The sequence below is a fragment of the Pseudomonas asuensis genome, from assembly GCF_014646755.1.
Lineage (GTDB): Bacteria > Pseudomonadota > Gammaproteobacteria > Pseudomonadales > Pseudomonadaceae > Chryseomonas > Chryseomonas asuensis.
In genome coordinates this window covers 1-21,018 of the sequence record NZ_BMNW01000003.1, presented here as the reverse complement: position 1 = coordinate 21,018, position 21,018 = coordinate 1, and the positions used below count along the sequence as shown (strand labels likewise).

Genomic DNA, 21,018 nt, shown 5'->3' with positions numbered 1-21,018 from the left:
GGAGCGATGTGCACGCAACATCCCATCCAGGGAGGAAATCATGCAGGACATAGGCGGGCTCATTGTTTTTATCTGGCGTGCCGGCTGGCAACGTGCCTCTACCCTACGGAGCAGACACCCATCACACAATTCGATTAACGGCTAACAGTTCGATTAGCGAACAGTTTCAGTGAAACAGTTTTGAGCTGAGTTCCTGACTGCCCTTGAGCAGAAGCGGTAGAAAACGCCGCTCCAGCTCCTGCCGTGTAATCCGACTGGCATGGGTTCCTACGTTCATGGCAGCCATAACCTGGCCCGAGGCATCCAGCACCGGTACGGCCAACGAGCGCAGCCCTACTTCCAGCTCCTGATCAACGACACACCAACCCTGCTGGCGAATCTGCTCAAGACAGGGCAACAGCTTTTCTCGCGTATGCAGTGTACGACTGGTCTTGATTTGCAAGTCGGCGCGCTCGAAATACTCCTGCAGGGCAGCATCATCCAAAGCCGCCAGCAGAATGCGGCCCATGGATGTGCAATAGGCGGGTAGCCGGCTGCCAACACTCAGGTCGACTGAAATCAGCCGCAGGGGTGTGGCAGAACGGGCAATGTACAAGACTTCGTCTCCCTCCAGGGTGGCGACGGAACATGCTTCGTGCAATTGCTCGCTCAGGCGATCCAGAATGGGTTGGGCCGTAAGCGCCATGGGCGTGGAAGAGAGATAAGCGTGTCCCAGTGTCAGCACCTTGGGAAGCAGCGAATAAGTTCGCCCGTCCGTCGTTACATACCCCAGCTTCATAAGCGTATGCAGGCAGCGGCGAACCGCTGCGCGAGGAATTTCAGTTCGGTGGCTGATCTGTGCAATGGTCAGATGCCGCTTGCGCTCCTGAAAAGCATGGATCACGGCCAGACCACGTGCAAGGGAGGTCATAAAGTTCGGATCGCCCGTAAAGGCTTCGATCCGCTTGGCGGGGGACGCGATGATAGGCGGTGCGCCAAAGCTATGAGGGTCACGCGAATTCGAATTATCCATGATCTCTGCTCCGGCCATTGTCTTGTTTGGCCGATTATCGAAGCATCTGATCGATAATCGCAATACGCCCAAAGCAGTCTTGTTCGTTTATAGCCCACTATCAGCCCTCAATTGTGCTGATTTCGTCCTCACGTATAAGGAAAAATCTCAAGCCAGCCGAGCGCTTGCAGTTCAATCTTTCAGCCTCTGTTCTATCGCCAAAGGGATAACGATCATGGGGCATCAAGCGATCAACTGGCGCGGCGTTTTTCCTGCCGTCAGCACCCAATTCAAGGCTGATTTTTCTCTAGACCTGGACGCCACCCACCGCGTAGTTAGCAATCTTGTAGCGGATGGCGTATCAGGTCTTGTCGTGTGCGGTACCGTTGGGGAAAACACATCGCTAACAACAGCGGAGAAACTATCGGTCATCGAAACCGCCAAGGATGCAGCCGCCGGACGCGTGCCTGTCATTGCCGGGATAGCCGAGTTCACCACTGCCTTTGCGCAAAAGATGGTCAACGAAGCCCGCTGCGTTGGCGTGGATGGCGTAATGGTCATGCCTGCCCTGGTCTACTCCGCCAAGCCCCATGAAACCGCTGCGCACTTTCGCAGCGTCGCGGCTTCAACTGATCTTCCCGTTATGGTCTACAACAATCCGCCCGTTTATAAGAATGATGTTACGCCAGACATCCTGACTTCACTCAAGGACTGCGAGAACATCGTTTGCTTCAAGGATTCTTCAGGCGATACCCGGCGTTTCATCGACCTCCTTAATGCAGTGGGTGATCGCTTCATACTGTTTGCCGGCCTGGATGATGTGGTGCTGGAAAGTATTGCCGTCGGAGCCGTTGGATGGGTATCCGGCATGTCTAACGCCTTTCCCAAGGAAGGTGAAACCCTGTTCCGCCTCGCCATGCAAAAGCGTTTTGATGAAGCCTTGTCGCTCTATCAGTGGTTCATGCCACTGCTGCATCTGGATGCCCGCCCCGATCTAGTCCAGTGCATCAAACTGTGCGAAGAACTCCTCGGTCGCGGTTCAGCTGTCACTCGTCCTCCTCGTCTGGCATTGGAATGTGCAGCCCATGGGGAAGTAAAAGCAATTGTGGACAAAGCCCTCTCCTGTCGCCCCACACTGCCGGACGTTGGGCTTTAAGCAGCCTCGGCAGCGGCCTGTCGAAACTGGCGGGGCGTGAGTCCCGTCAGTGCCTTGAACTGGCGGCTAAAAGCACTGTGGTCCGTATAGCCACACTGTAAGGCAACATCAGTGATCGGCATCATAGTCACCAGTAATTCAGATGCCTTTTCCAAGCGCACCTTGTGAATCATCTGTCGAGGCGTGAGATGGAAGATCCGCTTGCAATAGCGCTCCAGCTGAGCCACAGAAAGTTGTGCAATGCCGGTCAGCTCTGCCAAGGCAATAGGGCGTGTGTAATGGGCACGAATATACTCATCGACGGCGGCAAGCCGCTGGTAGGCGGGATGATTATCCTGCGCAGCCTGCAAGTCATAAGAGATCCCGGCCATTCCTAACACATGGCCTGAACCGCCTTTTAAAGGCAATTTGTAGGTCAGGCACCATCCCGGCTCACGTCCGTTGTAAAGGTGCAGTTCAAGCTTGTCCTCAATAATCGCCCCGCTAAGCACCTCATGATCCTGCTCGGTATAAAGCGGTCCCAGGTGAGCCGGAAAAACCTCGGCCGACGTTTTGCCCAGAAGCGGCGCAACGGATTTGAATCCACACCGCCTCGCCAGTGTCAGGTTGGCAAGTAGATAGCGTGCCTCTAGGTCTTTGATAAAAAAGACCACATTGGGGATAGCATTGAGAAGCGGAGCGATCAACGCGACGCTGTTAAGCAAGGTCTCAATGTTCTCAGGACGCTCTGCAGCCAGGCCCTCACACCATGCCCTCATTTGCTCAGGTGCAAAACCCGAAGATTGATCGCTGCGACTGGCCGTATGGCATATCGTCTGAAGCATGAGCACCTCATCATGGGTGACTAAATATGATCAGGACATATCTTTCTCTGAGCATGCCATAAGCGTCTCGATTCGCGCAGGTACTAGCGGGACACGAGGCTCCGGCAGTGACCAGCCAAACAACTCACGGGCTATTGAGCCACAGATACGCCCCTGGCAGGCTCCCATGCCGCATCGGCTCTGGAGCTTGGCCGCATTCCACCCCTGCTCTTCTGCCAAAACAGACAAGGCAACGTCTTCGCACCGGCAGATCAACGTATCGACCCGAGCCAGCCGTCTGATCTCAGGACGTAATCCAAAGTGCTCCTTTACATGCCGGGCAAACCGCTGCCAATAGGCGCGATGTGTGAATAAGGCCTGTGCCTGCTCAACCTTGCCAGTTGCCGCCAGTCCGGCGACCTCACCCTCTACTAACGCCAGTTCGCTACCGCCAACGCCTGTACATTCACCTGCCGCATAGATACCTGTCTGGCTCGTCTGCTGATACCGGTCAACTGCAACCGCATTGTCTTCAAGAGAACAGCCCAGATGCTGTGCTAGCACCGTGTTAGGCACCAGACCAAAACCACAGGCCAGTCGATCACACGCTATTACTGCCTCCGCATCACCTTGGCGGATACGCACCGCCTCTAGACGCCTATCCCCCATAGCCTCAATAACATGGCTTCTCCATCGATACCGGGTACTAAACAGCTTGAATGCCTGTGCAAGCTTGCCAGGCCAGCGCAGCAGCCCAACGCCAAAGTTAATCAATTGATAGCGATCAGTCTGCTCATAAACACCTGAGACCAGCGCGCCTGCCGCTCTGGCGGTGGCCGCAGATGCCAGCAGCAATGGCCCGCTTCCTGCGATCAGAACACGCTCACCCGCCACAGACGCGCCGCTCTTGATCAAGGCCTGCAGTGCGCCAGCGCCCGTCACGCCCGGTAATGTCCAGCCTGGAAAAGGCAGCAGTAGCTCCTGTGCGCCACAACAGAGGATCAGCTGCTCATAGTCGAGTCGGTAACTTGTTTGTGCATCCTCCAGTAGCAGGGCTCCTGCTGCCAGCGAGGCCACAATGCGTGTTCCCGGCAAATACCGCACAGTAGGCAGCGACAAAACCCTTCGGTAATCCTTTGCCATCGCCAATTGTGATACCTGTGGACCGTCCCTCCATATTTGCCCGCCAGGCAGTGGATTGTCATCAATGACCGCAATGGATCGCTGGCTTACTGATGCCGCTCTGGCTGCTGCCAACCCCGCGGGTCCGGCGCCTACGATTGCAATATCACACGACAATGTTTTGTGATTCTTCACACCGTACGCTCCACATGCATACCCTCTTGGCAGAGCGTCTGGCAGGCCAGCTGGCGGCGTCCATCAATCGTCACCCGACACTCCTGACAAATCCCCATCCCGCAAAAGGGTGCTCGCGGCTGTCCCGTACAGGAAAGGCGTGCTATTGAGGATTCGCTCAGCGTCAGCATGGCAGCCACCGTCAGCCCCTCCCCCATGACAAGGGGCTGCCCGTCAAGATATACCGTGATCATGCCGCAGCCCCCGGAGTATGTGAGGCTACGCCTACAAAGCGCTCCGTCCGGAACGGCGCAGGATCAAAAGGAGGTGCTTCACCTAACAATTGTGCCGCGATCAGCCGTGCACTGCCCGATGCTGTGGTAACGCCCAGCCCTTCATGGCCCAGCGCCAGCCACAAACCCGGTTGGTCCGGATGCTGTCCGAGCAACGGCAAACCATCTGGTGTTGCGACACGAAAGCCTGTCCACCCGCGAATGGCATTCAGTTCGCCCAAGCCGGGCAGATAATCTTGTGCACGCATGAGCATGCGCCCAAGCACATCAAATTCGACTCGCTTATCCAACGTGTCGAATTGCCGAGATGAGCCAATTAACAACTGGCCTGTAGGCCTTGGTTGTACGTTGAATGCAACCGATGTTCCATCGTCTGCATGAGCGCTGGCGGCATATCCAAGCTCTACCAGCTGATGGTTAATGCAGGCAGGATAGCGATCTGTGATCAGCAGATGCCCCTTCTTTGGCCTCAACGGTACATCCGGCAGCAGCCGGAAAGCGCCCAGGCCATTGGCAAGCAGAATGGCAGGTGCCGTTAACCAACCACCCTCACTCAGGCATAACCGATTGCCCTCTACGCGGGTAACATCCCCCTCCTGGACAGTAATCCGGCCATCCTGTTGATGCAGTAGCCAACGCGCCGTCGCCGGGGCGTACAGAATCCCGTCATCAAAAACCTTTAATGCACCGGCCAGATCCGGCCGCAGCATTGGCTCCAGCTGCCTTAAAGCCGATGCGCTGATCCATTCAGACTGTGCGCCATACTCAACCAATCTGGCCTGTTTGGCTTCTGCCAGGCCGCACTCCTCATCATTCGCTGCCAGCCACAATGTACCGCAATTACGATAGGCGCACGCTTCAGGCAGACGCTTGCGCAACGTGTTCCAAAGCGCAATGGAATAGCGGCTGAGGGCAAGTTCAGCAGGATTGTCATCCATGACGACCAGATGTCCCATTCCTGCACCCGTAGCGCCACCAGTCCCATTATCAATAACAAGAATGGATAGGCCTCGGGAGGCCAGTTCATAGGCACACATGGCACCCATAATGCCTGCCCCAACGATGACAACATCCGCCGCAGCTGTGCGGGCCTGCAGGCTCACAACCGAATCCCCCAGGCGAAGGGATCAGCCTCATCAATCAGTAATGTAGCCTCGGCACTGATATGTGCCGTACCACGGATGGTCGGGATGATGCGCATCCCTCCTGCCTCTAGCTCATAACTAGCGTCAAAGTGGCTGCCAATGACGCTGGCCTGTCTCCAGAGTTCTCCAGGGTTCAGATGACCATCCGCTGCAAGGCAGGCCAGCTTGGCGCTGGTCCCTGTCCCGCAGGGTGAACGGTCATAGGCCTTGCCTGGGCAGAGTACAAAACTGCGACTGTTCGCATTCTCATCACTCCCAAACAGCTCGATATGATCGATCACGCTATCGTTTTCGCCGCGTACGCCTTGCGCCTCAAGCGCCTGCCGTACCGCCCAGCTGTATTCGGTCAGCGCATCGAGATTATCGCTGCTCACTTGCAAGCCATGATCGGCAATCAGGTAAAACCAATTTCCTCCCCAAGCGATATCGCCGGTCACAACGCCAATCCCAGTCACTTCCAGCGCGAAATCCTTACGGTATCGGTACGCAGGTACATTCCGCACACTGACGGAAAGGTCTTCGTGCAACGTTGCCTCAACTGTTCCAACTGGCGTCTCGATCCGATGATGTCCTACATCGATCCGCTCTAGATGATAGAGCGAGCGCACCAGCCCAATCGTGCCGTGACCGCACATTCCAAGGTAGCCGGTGTTATTGAAGAAGATTACGCCTGCACATGCTTCAGGATCGACCGGCTCGCATAGGAGCGCCCCTACCAGCACATCGCTCCCACGCGGCTCCAATACACATGCAGCCCGCCAGCCATCGTACTCATGTCGTAGCAGGTCCAGCCGCTCCGCCATGGAGCCTTCCCCCATGTCAGGAAAACCCGCAATGACTAAACGAGTCGGCTCACCGCCAGTATGGGAGTCGATGACCTGGATACGTCTCATAGCGCCACCTCATGAAAAGAGGCTTACAGCGTGGCGCGTCAGTGCAAAATCGGCTTGGTGCTTTTCGCCAGGGCAGATGACGAAATCGGCACAATTAGCTGAATGACATTTAGAGAGACAACTCCGTCTCGCCTGACTTAAAGCCTTTCCACCATCAGCTGTCGCAGTCGGCTCAATGTCCGCGTAAAGTCCACGGTAGCCTCTCCGGCCAACTCATCCATTGGCACTTCACTGGAAAGAATCAAGGTCACGCCTCGGTCATAAGCGATGTCTACCAGATTGAGAAAACGCTGCCGAACAGCTTCAGACTGGCGTGCCAGACAATCCAGACCACTGATGCCGACTTGTGGAAAGCGCTCGATGACCCAAAGGTAGTCCGAGGTGGAATGGGGTTGTTCGCAGAGATCGGAAAAGTCGAACCAGATCCGCTCCCCCTCATAGGCGCGCACTGCAAGAGGATGATGGTTAACGTCTAAAGTTGCATCCCTGGTAGCTGCCGCAGACAGGTCCAAGAGCGCTTGCAAGCGTTTCACACCACCCGCTGACTCCGGCCAGAGATAATATCCCCATCGGGCCTGCTCGTCGCTGCGCTGGCGGTAATCAACCTCCCCATTGATGGCAAGCACCTCAAAGCGCTTTTCAATCAGGGCAATGATAGGCTTGAAGCGCTCCCGGTACAGCGGGTTTGGGCACAACCCTTCCGGCTTGTAGTTGGATGTCATGACCAGGCCTACGCCTTCGTCCACAAGCACTTTAAGCATGCGGCCTAACAACATGGCATCGCCAATGTCATGTACATGAAATTCATCAAAGCAGAGCAGGCGAGCTTCACGAGCGATTTCCCGAGCCACCAGCGCCAGTGGATCGGCTTGTCCTGCATAGTCACCCATTCGCCGCTGCAGCTCCTGCAGAAACGCATGAAAATGTACGCGTCGCTTTTCGGCAATAGGGACGGCCGTATAAAAGGCGTCCATCACAAAGCTCTTGCCTCGTCCTACATCACCCCAGATGTAAACGCCAGCAGACGGCTTGCGAAACCAGGATTTACGATCGCCCAGAAAGCGGTCCAGCCAATTAGCCAGATGCACCAATGCCGCCTCTTGGGCGGCATCGGCTTGGTACTGACGGGCGGCCAGCTCGGCGGCAAAATGCTGCCGAATCAACTCACCTGCATTGAGCGGTTCAGATGTAGCCATCAGAAATCGAAAAAGACAGTTTCCTGCGGACCTTGCAAATGGATATCGAAACGGTAAATCACTTTGCCGTTTTCTTCAAAGCGCTTCGCGAGCAAGGTAGGCCTGCGGGGCGGCTCGACAAAGTTGAGCACTGGACAAACCGCATTGGCTTCCGCTTCGTCTTCAAAGTAGATACGCGTCTGCAAATGGATGTTGATACCGCGGGCGAATAGCGTCAGGTTGATATGCGGCGCCATAGGTCTACCCTGGCTATCCGTCACCTTACCCGGCTTGATTGTCTGTACGGACCAATCTCCTGCATCAAAAGTTGTAGCTGTACGGCCAAAACAGTTGAACGCTTTTTCCGGGTGGTAGATGGGATCGTAAACACCTTCATGGTTAGCCTGCCAGACTTCAAGAAAGGAGTCGCGCACCAGATTGCCATTCCCGTCAAACACCTGCCCTGTCAGCACGATATGCTGGCCCGGGGCGTCAGGCTTGGCAAGATCATTCCAGATTTCCATCTCACGGGGCGGATTACCGGCGGCTGCTAGTGCGAGACCGATGTGAACATACGGGCCTGCAGTTTGCGAAGGCGTCTCAGGCAAGAATGTTGTAGTCATGATCGCCTCCTTACAGATTCTCGAAATGGGTTTGACGTGCGCCGCGCGTCACGATGTCGAAGCGATACGCCAGACAGTCCATCGGGTTGGCCATGGTCATGTCCAAACGTGCAATAAGCGTCTGCACCGCATCCGGGTTCGAAATCGACTTTACGATCGGGCAGATAGGAATCAACGGATCCCCCTCAAAGTACAACTGGGTAATCAATCGAGTCGAAACCGAAGGCCCCATGACCGAAACATGGATATGAGCCGGCCGCCAGTCGTTAACCCCGTTACGCCATGGGTAAGGGCCAGGCTTGATAGTCCGGAACACGTAGTTACCGTCATTATCAGTCAGGGTGCGCCCTACTCCTCCAAAGTTGGGGTCGAGCGGTGCCAGATAGACATCGTTCTTGTGGCGATACCGTCCACCGGCGTTAGCTTGCCAGATCTCCACGTATGTCCTTGGAACAGGCTTGCCGAATTGATCAACTACACGCCCGAAGAGAATGATTCGCTCACCCTGAGGCAATCCTCCATTATTAAAATTCAGCAATAGGTCGTTGTCGTGCTTACCCAGCTGAAGATGGGAAAAGTCAGGGCCGCTACGCTCAGAAACCGTTTGTTGGATGCTGACCAGAGCCTGTTTGGGTGATCGGGGAATAGAGGATTTATAACCAGGCGTATAGGCATGGGGATGCCAGTTATGATCACGGGCGACAAAGCGAATGTCATTGGAATTATTATTCATGGCCTTACTCCACTGAGAGCCTTACCCTTCAAAGGGGGTTACCCTGCAGTGTGGCGCAATGCTGCAGACGAGCCAATTGAAATGAAGGCAATCATTCATAACCAAATGGTTATGAAACAGATCGTTCTGCAACAATCTCGCTTGCCACTTCGCGCAGGATCTCGCAGAACCACTGGGCTACCAGTGGAAGTGTCACCGCGTTGTTGCGGCACAAGCCAATCGAGCCGCCTGGCTCCTGAACACCCAGGGAAAGCTCAGCCAACACCCCGGCCCTGATGTCTGTTTCCACCGCATCCAGGGGCGCAATCCAGATGGCGTCACTTAATAGTACGTAGCGTCGGCTTAACGCTGGTGAGAGCGTCTCCAACCGCTGCGGCATCAGACTGATTCCACACTGCACCAAAAAGCTCTCGGCGTACTGGCGAATGGTAGTACCCGTCAACGGAAGGACCCAGGGATAGTCAACCAAGCGTTGCCGATCAACGTCAGGGGTCGCCCGCAAGGGATGGTCCTTTCGAACCACCAATGTCATCGACTCGCTATAAAGGTGTTCGAAGTTCAAGCCACGGATCTCTGGATTGTCCGTCATACGCCCTACCACGACATCCAGCTCACCTACCCGGAGTTGATTAAGCAGATAAGTACTCAGCCCCGTCGAAACACTGATGGTCAGTCCACTGTAGCGCTCATGGAGCCGCCTGATAACCTCTGGCATAACCAGGCTTTCCACGGTTGAAAGCACACCTACCCGGACCAACCCGCCCTGCAATCCACCACTGCGCACTGTATTAACCCCGTCCCGCAAGGCCTGCACACAAGGTCCCGCGTAACGCATAAAGGCCTGACCTGCCGGCGTCAGCACCACGCCGTTCTTGTCTCGCTCAAACAAGCGCGCCTCAAGAATAACCTCAAGCTCCTTAAGCGTCTTGGAGATGGCCGGTTGCGAAACCGATACAGCATGAGCAGCCTTGGCAAAACTACGCTGCTGAGCTACTTCGATAAAGCACAGGAGATGTCGGAATTTGATACGAGTATCGATGTTCATATCGCGCCAGGTTCAAGAGCAAGCGGTCATTGTTAACCTCAACCCGTCGACAAGTCACTCGACCCGAGCACCATACGCGGTAAAATAATCATTCCCTGTAATGTCTCCAGGTAAGCCCTCAGCTCATGAAGAAATTGTTGATCATCCTGCTGCGAGGCTACCAGCTCTTCATCAGCCCTATGATCGGCCCGCGCTGCCGTTTCTACCCCTCCTGCTCACATTACGCTGTCGAAGCGTTACAGACTCATGGAGTCTTACGCGGTAGCTGGCTGACAGTTCGTCGACTGCTACGCTGCCATCCTTTCCATCCCGGAGGGATCGATCCTGTTCCCCCCTGCACGTGTAAAGCGAAGGAAAAGCATTCGAGCGGCTGCCACTGATATGAAATCAGCCTAACTCTTCCAGTACTCAAACAGCTGCTATTTTCACTCTTTAGAGCGATACCCAAGACGCCTGCCTTGCGCGATAAGACAGTACAGAGCGCTATTGAGGAAATAGCCATGAACGTACTGCAGCAGATCAGTCTGAGATTTGCACTGTTGGTTTCATGTCTCGGAGTTTCCATCGAGACATCCAACGCAGCAGATTTACTCAACAACTTTGATCTCTCTACAGTCTCCGATGTGGCTGCCCGGCAAGCGCAGGGCCCTGTCGGCCAATCAACTGCGGATCGCATAGCCGCCACTGTCATCCAGCAAGGCAGCGATAGCCAGGCTTTTCTCATACAGACAGGGTTGAGTAGTCAGGCGCTTATCCAGCAGATAGGCGGAAATCATCGAGCCGTCATGCTGCAAAACGGTGCGGAAATGACCGCTGTCATTCTACAGAACGGTCAGGGTCATAACGCCTCCATTATTCAGCAAGGCGCAGGTAATCAGGCGTATATCAATCAGCACGGAGCTTATAATGAAGTCCTGATTGACCAGGACGGCACGGGGCTACAGGGCAGTGTCACTCAATATGGAAATAACCAGAGCATTATTGTCCGACAGCGTTAGCAGCAAGTCGCAACGCTTTCAAACAGGAACCGGAAATACCCTGCGTTAAAATAATCAACCAACCTTTTGGCATCCGATCGCACGACCTTCGAGTAGCAAGGCCATGACAACCTTGCAAACTTACCCAGCACGGCTCTGCAAATGAGCTAACTACGTAACGAAGGTAATAACCATAACCTGACTATTACTCAGGCTTACGCTAAAAGGCGAGCTTGCAGGCAACCAGACCGTAGAAATCGATCGCAGCGGCGATGGTAGTGGGATGTCCTTAAACCAATGTAGCGAAGATCAAATCATCAATGATGATCAACAGGCGTCTTACTCTGCCGTATCGGTTCTACAATACAGCTTAGCCAGCGAAGTCTATCTCGCTCAAAGTTTTGCTGAGGGGGCAAGCGGATCAATTGCGGAAATTCACAAACCCGCAATGCCGATGTTACCCCTATCACTCATTGAGTGTAGGTCTAATATCAATAAGCCATCACATTAAACTAGTATCAACGCGGTTCTTTATCATAGAATTAAGTCTTTTTTATTGCTCTACAGTTAAACTTTCAATCTTTAGATTGATAGCGAAGCGGGAACCCGTCAGCAAAACTGGTAGTGCTAAACAGGAGTTCGCCATGAACACTTTGCAACGGCTGCTTTCTCAGTCTGTCTTGGTATTGAGTTGCTTCGCAGCGTCACTCCCATTACGGGCAGCTGACCTGCTTGATAATTTTGATATTGCGACATCGTCGAATGACTTGGCTGGCACGCCGAGTGCTCTTGCATTAGCGGCCGCATCGGTCAATGGCCTCGCAGCTCAAATACAGCAGAATGGCAATAACAACCAAGCCACCTTGAGTCAGCAAGGCCTCAACTCACTGGCGACTATTGCCCAGCAGGGTAATGATCAGCAGGCCTATATTCTCCAGCAGGGCTCAGACCTAGCTGCCGCCATTACGCAAGTGGGCGAAGCGAATAACGCCTTGATCTCTCAGAACGGATCAACAAACGCGGCTATCATTAATCAGTATGGTAATGCCAACAACGCTGCCATTGAACAAAATGGCACCGGTCAGCAGGCTAGCATTACCCAATATGGAAATAACCAGAATACTGTCATCCGCCAATACTGATTCCAAGGAGTCATAAATGCACAGCACAAGTCACATCGCCTGATTCTGCATTGGTATTGCTAGCTGACTAACTTAACCGTCTATCGGACTTAGTCAGCTCTATAACAGCCCTCTCCCGCAACCATGGATTAATCCTTCCATGGTCTAAATACTTTGTCTTTTCAATCTTTTGGTTGATACCCAGTTTTCGCTGTAGGGCCAACAATCCGCACAGCGCTATACAGGGATTAGCCATGAATTCGTTGCAAAGATTGTGCTCAGGACTTGCGCTCGCCTTCTCCGGCATGAGCCTCGTTGTATTACCGCTTCAAGCGGCTGATCTGCTTGATAATTTTGACATTGCCATGACGACTTCAGACCTTGCCGGCACGCCTGACCCGCGCGCATTGGCTGCTGCAATGTCTGCTGGTGGTTTGGTCGCAACTATTCAGCAGAGTGGTAATAACAACCAGGCCACCTTAAGCCAGCAAGGGCTTAACTCACAAGCGCTCATCTCACAGCTTGGCAACGATCAACAGGCTTTCATCCTTCAGCAAGGGGCCGACCTTTCTGCGGTTATTACCCAGGCGGGTTATGGCAACACTGCATCCATTACTCAAATTGGCTCGGCGAATGTCGCACTGATCAATCAGTACGGCGCCTATAACAGTGCCTCTATTGAGCAGAACGGTACCGGCCAACAAGCCAGTATCACGCAACACGGTAATAACCAAACCGCAGTGGTACGTCAGTACTAATAACAACGGACGTTTAAACATCACGCATTAGAACGTCGACATCTTCATCTTCTCGTTATTGTGATTACTACGAAGGGAATAACCATGTACAGCTTCAAGCCTCTTGCTGCCGCCATCCTGATCGCCCTCAGTTCGCACGCCTTTGCTGAAATGAATTCCGTTGAAACAACTCAGGATGGGGACAACAATTCCATCACGACCGAGCAAATCAACGGCACTCAAAATAGCAAGAGCACTCAGGAGCAGATCGGTAATGGTAATACTGCAAGCCTGAGCCAGAGCGCAGCCCTGAACAGCACGTCCTATCAGTACCAGGACGGTTCGAATAATGTAGCCAGCACCACGCAAGAAGGTAGCGACCATTACTCGAACATTTACCAAGAAGCGCAGGAGAACAGCCAGGTAACTGTCACTCAGACTGGCGACGCCAACTCTTCAACGGTGTATCAGCTGACCGGTAATGACAATCAAGCCCAAGTCATACAATTGGGTAACAATAACGTAGCTGAAGTTACCCAGGGTGGTGGCGTCGCCTATGGCATGTCTAGCAGCAGTGTGGCAACCATTAACCAGAACGGTAATGATAACTCCCACATCATAAACCAGGACGGTTATGCTCATCAGCTTAACGCGACTGCGACTGGTAACGGCAACCAGGTTGAAGTTACCCAGAGCGGCATGAATGACTCTGCAACATTGGCTCAAACGGGCGACAATAACGCCATCACCTTGACCCAGACGGGCGATGGTCAAACCGCAGCCGTTACGCAGGACGGTACTGCGAATACTGTGGCTATGGTTCAGGATGGCTATAGCGGCCCAGATTTCGCAACCATTTCCCAGCGCGGTGATAATAACGCCATTACTAGCTTCCAAGACGGCAAGTTCAACGAACTGTACTTTGATCAGAGCGGCACAGCCAACACGCTCAACGCTGCTCAGATTGGTCGCGGCAACAACCTGACGGGTGCCTCTTCAGGTACTAATAACTCTGCTGATGTACGTCAGACAGGTGATAGCAACTACGCTAGCGTTACTCAAGATGGCAGCGATAACATTGCCAGCATCCAGCAACTGGAATCCCAGTTGTCTGCCAATGCAGTTGTCTACCAGTCCGGTGTAGCTAACCAAGCTGCCATTACGCAGCGTGGCGAATTTGCAATTGGTAACTCTGCCACTATCTCGCAGACAGGCACCGGTAATAGCGCCGTTATTACTCAGCAGTAAGCACAGTTACATTCAAGCAGTACTGTAGACGCCCTCTTCGGAGGGCGTCTACGCAAGAAGATCAAAAATACGCTACTCTGATTTCCAGCTTGCTCAAATGACCGTAACGTAGACTGACATGCCCGGACTCTTTGCCTTGCCTATGACTGCCTTGTTACTTGCTGCCTCAAACCCACCCGTAGAGGCTAACCTGAACCTAAATGCAGTTTCCCCACAACAAGCATCGATAGAACTGTGCTTTAAAGGGAACGGACAGGCTGTCCGGTTTGAGATGGTTGTTCAAGCAAGTGGTAAGGCTGGTAACAACCGCTCTCGACAAGCGGGAGAAGTGAAAGCGAGTGAAAACGGCGCTTGTCCTGTACGCAACAAGCTAGGCTTTGCTGCCCATACAGTAGTCAGTGCTCATCTAAAATGGTGGGTTGATGGAATTGAGCAACCTGAAGTACATAAGCAGCTAGGCGGTTCCTCGGAAGACAGTGAAGGCACTCAAGCCTGAATAGAGGCTGCCAAATGTTACTGCTGAAGTAACCGCAGCGTATGAGAGTCTGCTTGACCGCCAAAATACTTGGCCAATGCTATAGCGTACGGACTATGCTCACCTGCTACCTGTGCGAATAGGGTCATTGATGAATGAAACTTTAAATCATCAGGATGACCAAATATCTGCTTCACCGATAACCCTTCCAGTTCATTTACGACCGCACAGCATATCCTCAGACGAGCCCCCAAAAGCTCATGCTCAAGGTAGGCAGCCGCCTCATCCAAACCTGACAAGGCGTAGTATTTCGCTGTGGCGCTGTGCCCAAGCCCCTGTAACTGAGGAAAAACGAACCACATCCAGTGTGTGCGTTTATCGCCCTCCCGAAGCTCTTCAAGCACCTGCTGCCAAACTGGCTCTTGGGCGTCTACGAAACGCTGCAAATCGTAACGATCTGACATACGATTTACCGAGAGCGCTGTGCTTGAGGATCCTCTGGCTCGTTGAATTTAGTGCGGCGCTGTTCCCCTCCCTTTTCATTTTGGGATTTGTTTACTTCGCCTACCTTACTAGCTTCTTCAGGTGTTTCTGCAGTGCTGCGTTTTGCATGCTCATCGGTCATGATCCACCTCACTCATTAAGATGTATTCTTTAGGCAATATCCTTGGCCAGTAGTGCCCCACTCATTGAACGCTACACATCAATCGTCAAATCCAACCTGTTCATGCATCTCGTCTACTTTCATTTCCAGACGATAGGCCAAGGCAATGAACAAGGCTTGGCATAGGCATAAAGTGGCGCTCAGGGAGCGGAACGCAAACGCGCTTCCTTCATTGACTAATAGCAGCGCGCTGGCTCGCTTGGCTAAAGGTGATAATTGACTATCTGTAATAATGAGCGTCTTGGCTTGATTATGCTGTGCAATACGTACGCATTGCTGACTTTCCTTACCATAAGGCGTGAAGCTGATTGCCACAACAAGGTCATTGGCTCGCACACTACGCATCTGCTCGCGGTAGCTACCTCCCAGGCCAGACACCAGGTGAATACGCTTATTGGTATGCTGCAGGTTGTAAACGAAGTAATGTGCTACAGCAAACGAACGGCGAACCCCTACTACGTAAATATTCTCGGCATTAACCAGTAGATCCACTGCTTTTTCAAAGGCTTGGTCATCCAGCTCCTCCCCTAATCTATCCAAACCTGAGCGCGTGGCGCTAATGCACTCACGCGCCAAGTCACTTCCTGCAGCCGACTGGGATTTATTGGCTATCATCCGACGGATACGCTGCTGATAGTTCTGTACTGGTGTTGCTTTATGTGTGTACGCCTCACGGAACAGGGCCTGCATTTCACTAAAGCCCTTGAAACCGAAACGTTGGGAAAATCTCACAATAGCTGATGGATGCACTTCACATTGACGAGCAATATCGCTAATGCGGTCAACCATTACACGGTCGCTTTGCTGGCTCATATATGCAGCCACACGCTTGAGCTGCCGTGGTAGAGACTCATACTCTGCCGTAATCATTTGTTGCAGGGCTTCCACATTAGTAGGGGCTACAGTGGAAGAGACAAAAGAGTCAGTATTAGGCATTTCGCATCCTTTAGATGAATCGTTACAGCAGGGCACTAAACGAAACCAAACGCTAACGTAATTGAAAATGCCCTTTATTCTTCAGGAACATCTGCAAAAGAAAGAAATTAAGGAGCGGTCTTCTTCGCTGTTAGTCGCCGGAATTCCAGCTTAAAACACGAGAATATTTTTCTAAACAGATTTTTTTAGAAAAATATTTTATCTAGTTTAGCTACGGGACTCAGCGATAAACATCCAGTTGCACAGGCGTTAGCCGTGCTTCGAATGTGATAAAAAAATAAAGCTGTCTATATGGCCCACCTTGCGCAAGCCGCCACAACTTCTTCGAGTCAGATAATACTAAGTGCTGAATTGAATACTTAGGCTGCACTGCAAGCATAAGCGCATAGGTCATACATCGCATATCGCGCAGCACTGGCTCAGAGCTAGATGATGCTTTCACAATAATGCGCGTCAATTGTTCATCTGATGCTTGTACAAGCACTTCAGACTTAGAAGCACCTTGAGCAAAATATTTCCATCCTGCTCCTGCTTCCTCAATCATGGGGTGCGGATCGCTTAGGGTTAAAGCTTTACAGCTGGGCAAAGTCTTTAAATAAGCAGGAACACGCCGCTCAAATTGTGATTTATCCAGCCCCAAGGGCAAGGGTGCGGCCTCGCTGGTAGTTGCCAGAAGGATATTCCCAAAAAACCACGCTACAAAGGTCTTCATCCTTCGCATATCAAGCAATTGTATCTACAACTCCACCATCAACACGCAACGCAGCGCCCGTAGTCGCTGACGCCAGAGGAGAAACTGTATAGACGACTAGGTTTGCAACTTCTTCAGTTGTTGCTGCACGTTGAATAATCGAGCTGGGACGGTTTTCCTTTACGAAGTCAGCCGCTATCTCTTCTAATGTCTGACCGGTACGCTCCCGTGCCTCCTTAAGCATATCTGCTACGCCTTCCGATAGCGTCGGCCCCGGTAGGATGGAATTCACCGTAACGCCTGTACCAGCCATTCGCTTAGCCAAACCGCGCGCGACAGAAAGATTAGCCGTCTTAGTGAAACCATAATGAATCATATCAGCTGGGATATTGAGCGCTGATTCGGAAGAAATAAAGATTACCCTTCCCCACTGACGAGAGACCATACCGGGCAAGTACTCTCGCGATAGCCGTACACCTGACATCACATTGACTTCGAAGAACTCTGTCCAAACATCATCAGTAGTCTCGAAAAAGTCCTGCGGTCCGTATATACCCGTGTTGTTAATCAGAATATCGGCTTCAGGCTCAGTAGCTTTTAATACCGCACACCCTTCAGCCTTTCCCACATCGGCAGCTACGCCTCTTACTGCAGCACCCGGCACGTTTTGCTTTAAAGCATTAACAGCTTCATTTACTGACGAAGCTGAGCGCCCGTTTATAACAACCGTAGCCCCTGCCTGAGCAAGCCCTTTTGCAATAGAGAAACCAATCCCTCTAGTGGAGCCGGTAACGATGGCTGTTTTACCGGAAAGATCAATCTGCATAAAACCTCCAGAGAATATCTAGGAGCCTCTCGGCTGAAAGGCTTACTCAGTCATTCGAATCTGACGAAAAATGCAGTAGAAAGGTCCCCAAACAGCACGTTACTGCTTAGACTCTCGCAGCACTCATCGCTGCGCTCAGTAGCTCACGCCCTTCCAGAGCGCCTAAGGCCTCGACAACACCAGGAGTAAATACAATCTGAATCTCATCTTAACGGGTTCGCCAGCGCTCTAGAACCAACAAGGTTGCTTTAGTACCGTTGCGATGCATTAATCTTAAAGAGGCCTTTTGTAGAAAGCTCAATTGAGCCTCTAGCCGCTCTTGATCCTCAGGGCTGTCAGGTTTGATTGAAATAACATTGCTATTCAACGGCGCGATCTCCAAGTCAATAATGAGTTTTGTTGTCTGCTCTAGACCAGTCTGAAAAAGGCAGCACAAAACCTTTGCCTAGCAGCGGCACATATAAATAGTGGCATAAGACAAAAAACAGATTCAAACACTTCGAATGAATATCACCTACGCATCTTGCGCACGTTTGATCAGATACTAAGAAGTCAAGATGACCAGCTTAAAGGTTACTGATCGCCAGCACGCGCAAAAAAGTAGAAGGTTATTTAGTGAAGACAGGGAGGCTGCACATTTATGAATGCAGAGCTTTAATAGCGTTTCAGCTATCTGGGGCCTAATAGATTTGCAACAACGGCAGTTAGGCAAGGGAAAGAGAAATCATTAATAGCACAATGCATTTACAGGTATTAATCGGCTAGGCGCCGATCATCCTTTTCCTCGCGGGCTCGTCGCCATGAAGCCATGTCAACTACGCGGGGGTCATTGACTACAGGCACTTCAGGAACAGCATAAGGCGCAAATTCAATAAGCCCTAGGCGATAGCCAAACAATACTACCTTACCAGCTAAACGCTGCTCACCTGTAGTAGTGAATTCAAAATCGTAAACGCGAGCAAACCGCCTGAAGCCTTTTGCATCACGCATAAAGGAAAAGCGGCGAAACGCTACGTTCTCATCCAAAAGCTCTACATCACGCTTATGGCATTGGTCTTTCACCAAAGCCAACGCACGCTCACGCAACCCATGAGAGTGCCATAGCCAGGCGCAGGCTGAAGCGGCTAGTAAAAATGCAAAAATATTACCTAAGGTCAGCATGAATAATCACCTACACCAAGCCGTCTTCCCAAGCGCCTAACTCTAAGAAAACCAACCAGCTCTTGCTATTTACTATTTAATCCTAGCATCCGTTTGAGGTGCTTCAGGCTCATGTAGCAAGCGTATATTGTCCCGCTCACTTTTATACAAGCTTAGCGGAGTAATTTCCTTTGCGCGCAAAGGCGCCTGCTGCTGATTCCATACGTAATAGAATACATTCAAAGCCAATAGGAAAACGAAAAGCCATCGCATCATCATTAGTCCACAGGACAAGCCAAGGCCAAACCATCAAAGACTAGGTCAGGTACAACACGAGAAGCAGGAATAACGTCCTTGACCAATTCAGCATCTCCGCCAGTAAGAAAGACAAGAAAGTCAGACCCCAACAGCTCAAAGGCCAGATCATACTGCGTCCTTACAAACCCACGGAGCATATACACGCACCCTCCCTCGACAGCATGCATAGTGTTTTTCCCAGGCAGAGGATGCCCATTAGTCGCTTCAAGCTCAGGGTTATAGCGGATTCGTCGGGTATGCGTTTGCAGCTCCCGGCGCATAAGGGGGATGCCTGGGCAAATAAACCCCCCCGCATGCTGGCCAGTCTGGTCGACAAAGTCCGAAGTAACGGCAGTACCTAAATCAATCACGACACATGCTTTATTACCTGCCAACTTGAAGCCGCCTAACAGCGCAAGCCAACGATCCATACCTAGTCGTTGATAGTCTGAGTATCCGTTCTTTACTCCAAGGAAAGACTCAACAGGCTTGGCCTGTTGGCATCCTAAGCCAAACGTCTTATCAAGCCGCTCAATTAAGGCAGTAGTTTCAAGATCACTACGGACGCTAACAAGCCGACCGTGCTCCAGGGAAAGGCCTTCGCTTGATGCGAGCATTGAAAGAAGCTCATCGTCAGAATGAGCAATCCCATTGGCTATAACGCTACCGCTCCTGGAAAGGACGCGCCATTTAATCAGGCTATTGCCGCAGTCAAGCTCAAGAATCATTACGCAATCTCAAACTGAGCTCACCACCATTGAAAGACTTTTCGTAGCCATCAATATTCAACCTAAGCGATCCATCCAACCCAACGCCCAGCACCTTGCCTTCAATTTGATTAGCACCGGCAGAAAGAATCACATCTCGCCCCTGCCATAAATGATTGGCTTCCCATGCATCCTTCAATGCAGCAAAACCGTGTGCTTGATGCAGTTTTAAACAATCACTTAGTTCATGCAACAAATAAGATGCTAATTGGTTTCTATCAACAGGCTTACCTAGAGCCTCATGTAAAGAAATCCAAGGCTGATCTATATTGTCTGCATTGCGCATATTCACATTCAAGCCGATACCAATAATGGCTGTGCAGCTATCAGCAGGATCTCCTGATAGCTCAATGAGAATACCGGACAGTTTACGGCCAAATAGAAGAACATCGTTAGGCCACTTCAGACCGGCCTGTACTAAGTTGAGCTTTTTAAGAGTGGAAACAACAGCAAGCCCCACCACCAAACTCAAGCCTTCTAACTGTTTGATACCGCCGTAAATAGTGACAGCTGCCGTTAAGTAAAGATTTTTCGCATAAGGACTGACCCACGCTCTTCCCCTACGCCCTCTGCCAGAAGTTTGATGCTCGGCCAGCAGAACGAAAGGTGCATGACTACGCTGCCCCATAACACGACGTAATGCCTCAGCATTGGTAGAGTCGATCGTATCTAGAATCTCTACCGGCCACTCGTCAAAATCGATTCTATTGTTAGCCAGTAAATTAAGGGGTTCAGCGAGGCGATAACCTTTTCCAGGTACTTTAAAGAACGACAGACCCGTACGTTGTTCTATTCCTTGCAGCTGCTTCCAGACAGCACTACGGCTAATACCCAAAAGCGCGCCCAATTCTTCTCCGGAATGAAACTGACCATCAGCAAGACATTCAAGTAGTAAGGAAACAGCCATATTTTTTATCCGCACAAAGCAAAACCCCCGGGCCGTTGGGCCTGGGGGTTTTGGGTATAGGTGCTTGACGATGAATGCA

The 21,018-nt window shown here is 51.8% G+C and carries 25 protein-coding genes and 1 pseudogene; 7 read left to right on the top strand and 19 right to left on the bottom strand.

From position 1 onward, the window contains the following. Positions 1-166: 166 nt before the first annotated feature. Entirely contained in the window at positions 167-1,012 is an 846-nt protein-coding gene (locus IEX86_RS06730; RefSeq protein ID WP_188865369.1) for an IclR family transcriptional regulator, read from the bottom strand. Between the two features lie 214 nt (positions 1,013-1,226). Here IEX86_RS06730 and IEX86_RS06725 point away from each other — a divergent pair, with 214 nt between their 5' ends. Next, complete coding sequence (locus IEX86_RS06725; protein ID WP_188865873.1) at positions 1,227-2,147, top strand: dihydrodipicolinate synthase family protein; 921 nt, start codon at positions 1,227-1,229, stop codon at positions 2,145-2,147. On the opposite strand, the gene IEX86_RS06720 is transcribed toward IEX86_RS06725, so the two are convergent. The 9 genes from IEX86_RS06720 to pcaQ all read right to left on the bottom strand — a co-directional run bounded on the left by IEX86_RS06720 (position 2,144) and on the right by pcaQ (position 10,153). Continuing rightward, positions 2,144-2,905 (bottom strand): AraC family transcriptional regulator, encoded by a 762-nt coding sequence (locus IEX86_RS06720; RefSeq protein WP_229685291.1) that lies wholly within the window; start codon positions 2,903-2,905, stop codon positions 2,144-2,146. The two genes, IEX86_RS06725 and IEX86_RS06720, sit on opposite strands and share 4 nt — an antisense overlap. 96 nt (positions 2,906-3,001) lie before the next feature. Next, positions 3,002-4,267, bottom strand: a complete 1,266-nt coding sequence (locus tag IEX86_RS06715; protein ID WP_188865367.1) for an NAD(P)/FAD-dependent oxidoreductase — start codon at positions 4,265-4,267, stop codon at positions 3,002-3,004. Then, complete coding sequence (locus tag IEX86_RS06710) at positions 4,264-4,500, bottom strand: (2Fe-2S)-binding protein (RefSeq protein ID WP_229685279.1); 237 nt, start codon at positions 4,498-4,500, stop codon at positions 4,264-4,266. Before IEX86_RS06710 ends, IEX86_RS06715 begins: the two co-directional genes overlap by 4 nt. Next, positions 4,497-5,642, bottom strand: a complete 1,146-nt coding sequence (locus IEX86_RS06705) for an NAD(P)/FAD-dependent oxidoreductase (protein ID WP_188865366.1) — start codon at positions 5,640-5,642, stop codon at positions 4,497-4,499. Before IEX86_RS06705 ends, IEX86_RS06710 begins: the two co-directional genes overlap by 4 nt. After that, a complete protein-coding gene (locus IEX86_RS06700; RefSeq protein ID WP_188865365.1) occupies positions 5,639-6,577 on the bottom strand; it encodes a 4-hydroxyproline epimerase in 939 nt (312 codons plus the stop codon). Before IEX86_RS06700 ends, IEX86_RS06705 begins: the two co-directional genes overlap by 4 nt. A 137-nt stretch (positions 6,578-6,714) precedes the next feature. Next, positions 6,715-7,773 carry a cell division protein ZapE gene (zapE, locus tag IEX86_RS06695; RefSeq protein ID WP_188865364.1) on the bottom strand — a complete coding sequence of 353 codons (1,059 nt, stop codon included), beginning with the start codon at positions 7,771-7,773 and terminating at the stop codon, positions 6,715-6,717. Next, positions 7,773-8,375 carry a protocatechuate 3,4-dioxygenase subunit alpha gene (gene pcaG, locus IEX86_RS06690; protein WP_188865363.1) on the bottom strand — a complete coding sequence of 201 codons (603 nt, stop codon included), beginning with the start codon at positions 8,373-8,375 and terminating at the stop codon, positions 7,773-7,775. Before pcaG ends, zapE begins: the two co-directional genes overlap by 1 nt. 10 nt (positions 8,376-8,385) lie before the next feature. After that, a complete protein-coding gene (gene pcaH, locus IEX86_RS06685; protein ID WP_188865362.1) occupies positions 8,386-9,108 on the bottom strand; it encodes a protocatechuate 3,4-dioxygenase subunit beta in 723 nt (240 codons plus the stop codon). A gap of 109 nt (positions 9,109-9,217) precedes the next feature. After that, the gene (gene pcaQ, locus IEX86_RS06680; RefSeq protein ID WP_188865361.1) at positions 9,218-10,153 is read right to left on the bottom strand and encodes a pca operon transcription factor PcaQ; all 936 of its coding nucleotides are present in this window, start codon (positions 10,151-10,153) and stop codon (positions 9,218-9,220) included. Between the two features lie 125 nt (positions 10,154-10,278). Between pcaQ and yidD the strand changes: the two genes are divergently transcribed. The 6 genes from yidD (at position 10,279) to IEX86_RS06650 (ending at position 14,732) form a co-directional block, all read left to right on the top strand. Further along, on the top strand, positions 10,279-10,533 hold the full coding sequence (gene yidD, locus IEX86_RS06675) for a membrane protein insertion efficiency factor YidD (protein ID WP_188865360.1): 255 nt from the start codon (positions 10,279-10,281) through the stop codon (positions 10,531-10,533). Between the two features lie 120 nt (positions 10,534-10,653). Next, the gene (locus IEX86_RS06670; protein WP_188865359.1) at positions 10,654-11,151 is read left to right on the top strand and encodes a hypothetical protein; all 498 of its coding nucleotides are present in this window, start codon (positions 10,654-10,656) and stop codon (positions 11,149-11,151) included. A gap of 623 nt (positions 11,152-11,774) precedes the next feature. Beyond that, entirely contained in the window at positions 11,775-12,272 is a 498-nt protein-coding gene (locus tag IEX86_RS06665) for a hypothetical protein (RefSeq protein WP_188865358.1), read from the top strand. A gap of 233 nt (positions 12,273-12,505) precedes the next feature. Then, positions 12,506-13,009, top strand: coding sequence for a hypothetical protein (locus IEX86_RS06660; RefSeq protein WP_229685278.1), 504 nt, complete (start codon positions 12,506-12,508; stop codon positions 13,007-13,009). An 84-nt stretch (positions 13,010-13,093) separates the two neighbouring features. Further along, positions 13,094-14,236, top strand: a complete 1,143-nt coding sequence (locus IEX86_RS06655) for a hypothetical protein (protein WP_188865357.1) — start codon at positions 13,094-13,096, stop codon at positions 14,234-14,236. Positions 14,237-14,354: 118 nt separating this feature from the next. Then, the gene (locus IEX86_RS06650) at positions 14,355-14,732 is read left to right on the top strand and encodes a hypothetical protein (protein WP_188865356.1); all 378 of its coding nucleotides are present in this window, start codon (positions 14,355-14,357) and stop codon (positions 14,730-14,732) included. A 17-nt stretch (positions 14,733-14,749) separates the two neighbouring features. Here the strand turns inward: IEX86_RS06650 and IEX86_RS06645 are convergent, their stop codons facing one another. From IEX86_RS06645 to birA, 9 genes and pseudogenes are all read right to left on the bottom strand, one after another. Continuing rightward, a complete protein-coding gene (locus tag IEX86_RS06645) occupies positions 14,750-15,175 on the bottom strand; it encodes a DUF1810 domain-containing protein (protein ID WP_188865355.1) in 426 nt (141 codons plus the stop codon). 5 nt (positions 15,176-15,180) lie between these two features. After that, positions 15,181-15,336: a hypothetical protein gene (locus tag IEX86_RS06640; protein ID WP_188865354.1), complete on the bottom strand. Its 156-nt coding sequence runs from the start codon at positions 15,334-15,336 to the stop codon at positions 15,181-15,183. A 78-nt stretch (positions 15,337-15,414) separates the two neighbouring features. After that, positions 15,415-16,311, bottom strand: coding sequence for a MurR/RpiR family transcriptional regulator (locus tag IEX86_RS06635; protein ID WP_188865353.1), 897 nt, complete (start codon positions 16,309-16,311; stop codon positions 15,415-15,417). Positions 16,312-16,531: 220 nt separating this feature from the next. Next, complete coding sequence (locus IEX86_RS06630; RefSeq protein WP_188865352.1) at positions 16,532-17,023, bottom strand: hypothetical protein; 492 nt, start codon at positions 17,021-17,023, stop codon at positions 16,532-16,534. Positions 17,024-17,033: 10 nt separating this feature from the next. Beyond that, positions 17,034-17,828, bottom strand: coding sequence for an SDR family NAD(P)-dependent oxidoreductase (locus IEX86_RS06625; RefSeq protein ID WP_188865351.1), 795 nt, complete (start codon positions 17,826-17,828; stop codon positions 17,034-17,036). A 753-nt stretch (positions 17,829-18,581) separates the two neighbouring features. Beyond that, positions 18,582-18,989 carry a DUF3301 domain-containing protein gene (locus IEX86_RS06620; RefSeq protein WP_188865350.1) on the bottom strand — a complete coding sequence of 136 codons (408 nt, stop codon included), beginning with the start codon at positions 18,987-18,989 and terminating at the stop codon, positions 18,582-18,584. A 108-nt stretch (positions 18,990-19,097) separates the two neighbouring features. Continuing rightward, positions 19,098-19,241 (bottom strand): annotated as a pseudogene (locus IEX86_RS06615) (hypothetical protein); the annotation flags it as partial. Positions 19,242-19,246: 5 nt separating this feature from the next. Continuing rightward, entirely contained in the window at positions 19,247-19,993 is a 747-nt protein-coding gene (locus tag IEX86_RS06610) for a type III pantothenate kinase (protein ID WP_188865349.1), read from the bottom strand. After that, entirely contained in the window at positions 19,983-20,939 is a 957-nt protein-coding gene (gene birA / locus IEX86_RS06605) for a bifunctional biotin--[acetyl-CoA-carboxylase] ligase/biotin operon repressor BirA (RefSeq protein WP_188865348.1), read from the bottom strand. The genes IEX86_RS06610 and birA overlap by 11 nt, the downstream gene beginning before the upstream one ends. Positions 20,940-21,018: the final 79 nt, after the last annotated feature.

Coding starts and splice junctions, on each gene's coding strand:
- IEX86_RS06670 (WP_188865359.1), top strand. CDS start 10,654: ATGAACGTACTGCAGCAGATCAGTCTGAGATTTGCACTGTTGGTTTCA.
- zapE (WP_188865364.1), bottom strand. CDS start 7,773: ATGGCTACATCTGAACCGCTCAATGCAGGTGAGTTGATTCGGCAGCAT.
- yidD (WP_188865360.1), top strand. CDS start 10,279: ATGAAGAAATTGTTGATCATCCTGCTGCGAGGCTACCAGCTCTTCATC.
- IEX86_RS06650 (WP_188865356.1), top strand. CDS start 14,355: ATGCCCGGACTCTTTGCCTTGCCTATGACTGCCTTGTTACTTGCTGCC.
- pcaQ (WP_188865361.1), bottom strand. CDS start 10,153: ATGAACATCGATACTCGTATCAAATTCCGACATCTCCTGTGCTTTATC.
- IEX86_RS06710 (WP_229685279.1), bottom strand. CDS start 4,500: ATGATCACGGTATATCTTGACGGGCAGCCCCTTGTCATGGGGGAGGGG.
- IEX86_RS06625 (WP_188865351.1), bottom strand. CDS start 17,828: ATGCAGATTGATCTTTCCGGTAAAACAGCCATCGTTACCGGCTCCACT.
- IEX86_RS06630 (WP_188865352.1), bottom strand. CDS start 17,023: ATGAAGACCTTTGTAGCGTGGTTTTTTGGGAATATCCTTCTGGCAACT.
- IEX86_RS06640 (WP_188865354.1), bottom strand. CDS start 15,336: ATGACCGATGAGCATGCAAAACGCAGCACTGCAGAAACACCTGAAGAA.
- IEX86_RS06620 (WP_188865350.1), bottom strand. CDS start 18,989: ATGCTGACCTTAGGTAATATTTTTGCATTTTTACTAGCCGCTTCAGCC.
- IEX86_RS06665 (WP_188865358.1), top strand. CDS start 11,775: ATGAACACTTTGCAACGGCTGCTTTCTCAGTCTGTCTTGGTATTGAGT.
- IEX86_RS06610 (WP_188865349.1), bottom strand. CDS start 19,993: ATGATTCTTGAGCTTGACTGCGGCAATAGCCTGATTAAATGGCGCGTC.
- IEX86_RS06635 (WP_188865353.1), bottom strand. CDS start 16,311: ATGCCTAATACTGACTCTTTTGTCTCTTCCACTGTAGCCCCTACTAAT.
- IEX86_RS06730 (WP_188865369.1), bottom strand. CDS start 1,012: ATGGATAATTCGAATTCGCGTGACCCTCATAGCTTTGGCGCACCGCCT.
- IEX86_RS06655 (WP_188865357.1), top strand. CDS start 13,094: ATGTACAGCTTCAAGCCTCTTGCTGCCGCCATCCTGATCGCCCTCAGT.
- IEX86_RS06725 (WP_188865873.1), top strand. CDS start 1,227: ATGGGGCATCAAGCGATCAACTGGCGCGGCGTTTTTCCTGCCGTCAGC.
- IEX86_RS06720 (WP_229685291.1), bottom strand. CDS start 2,905: ATGAGGGCATGGTGTGAGGGCCTGGCTGCAGAGCGTCCTGAGAACATT.
- birA (WP_188865348.1), bottom strand. CDS start 20,939: ATGGCTGTTTCCTTACTACTTGAATGTCTTGCTGATGGTCAGTTTCAT.
- IEX86_RS06700 (WP_188865365.1), bottom strand. CDS start 6,577: ATGAGACGTATCCAGGTCATCGACTCCCATACTGGCGGTGAGCCGACT.
- IEX86_RS06660 (WP_229685278.1), top strand. CDS start 12,506: ATGAATTCGTTGCAAAGATTGTGCTCAGGACTTGCGCTCGCCTTCTCC.
- IEX86_RS06645 (WP_188865355.1), bottom strand. CDS start 15,175: ATGTCAGATCGTTACGATTTGCAGCGTTTCGTAGACGCCCAAGAGCCA.
- pcaH (WP_188865362.1), bottom strand. CDS start 9,108: ATGAATAATAATTCCAATGACATTCGCTTTGTCGCCCGTGATCATAAC.
- pcaG (WP_188865363.1), bottom strand. CDS start 8,375: ATGACTACAACATTCTTGCCTGAGACGCCTTCGCAAACTGCAGGCCCG.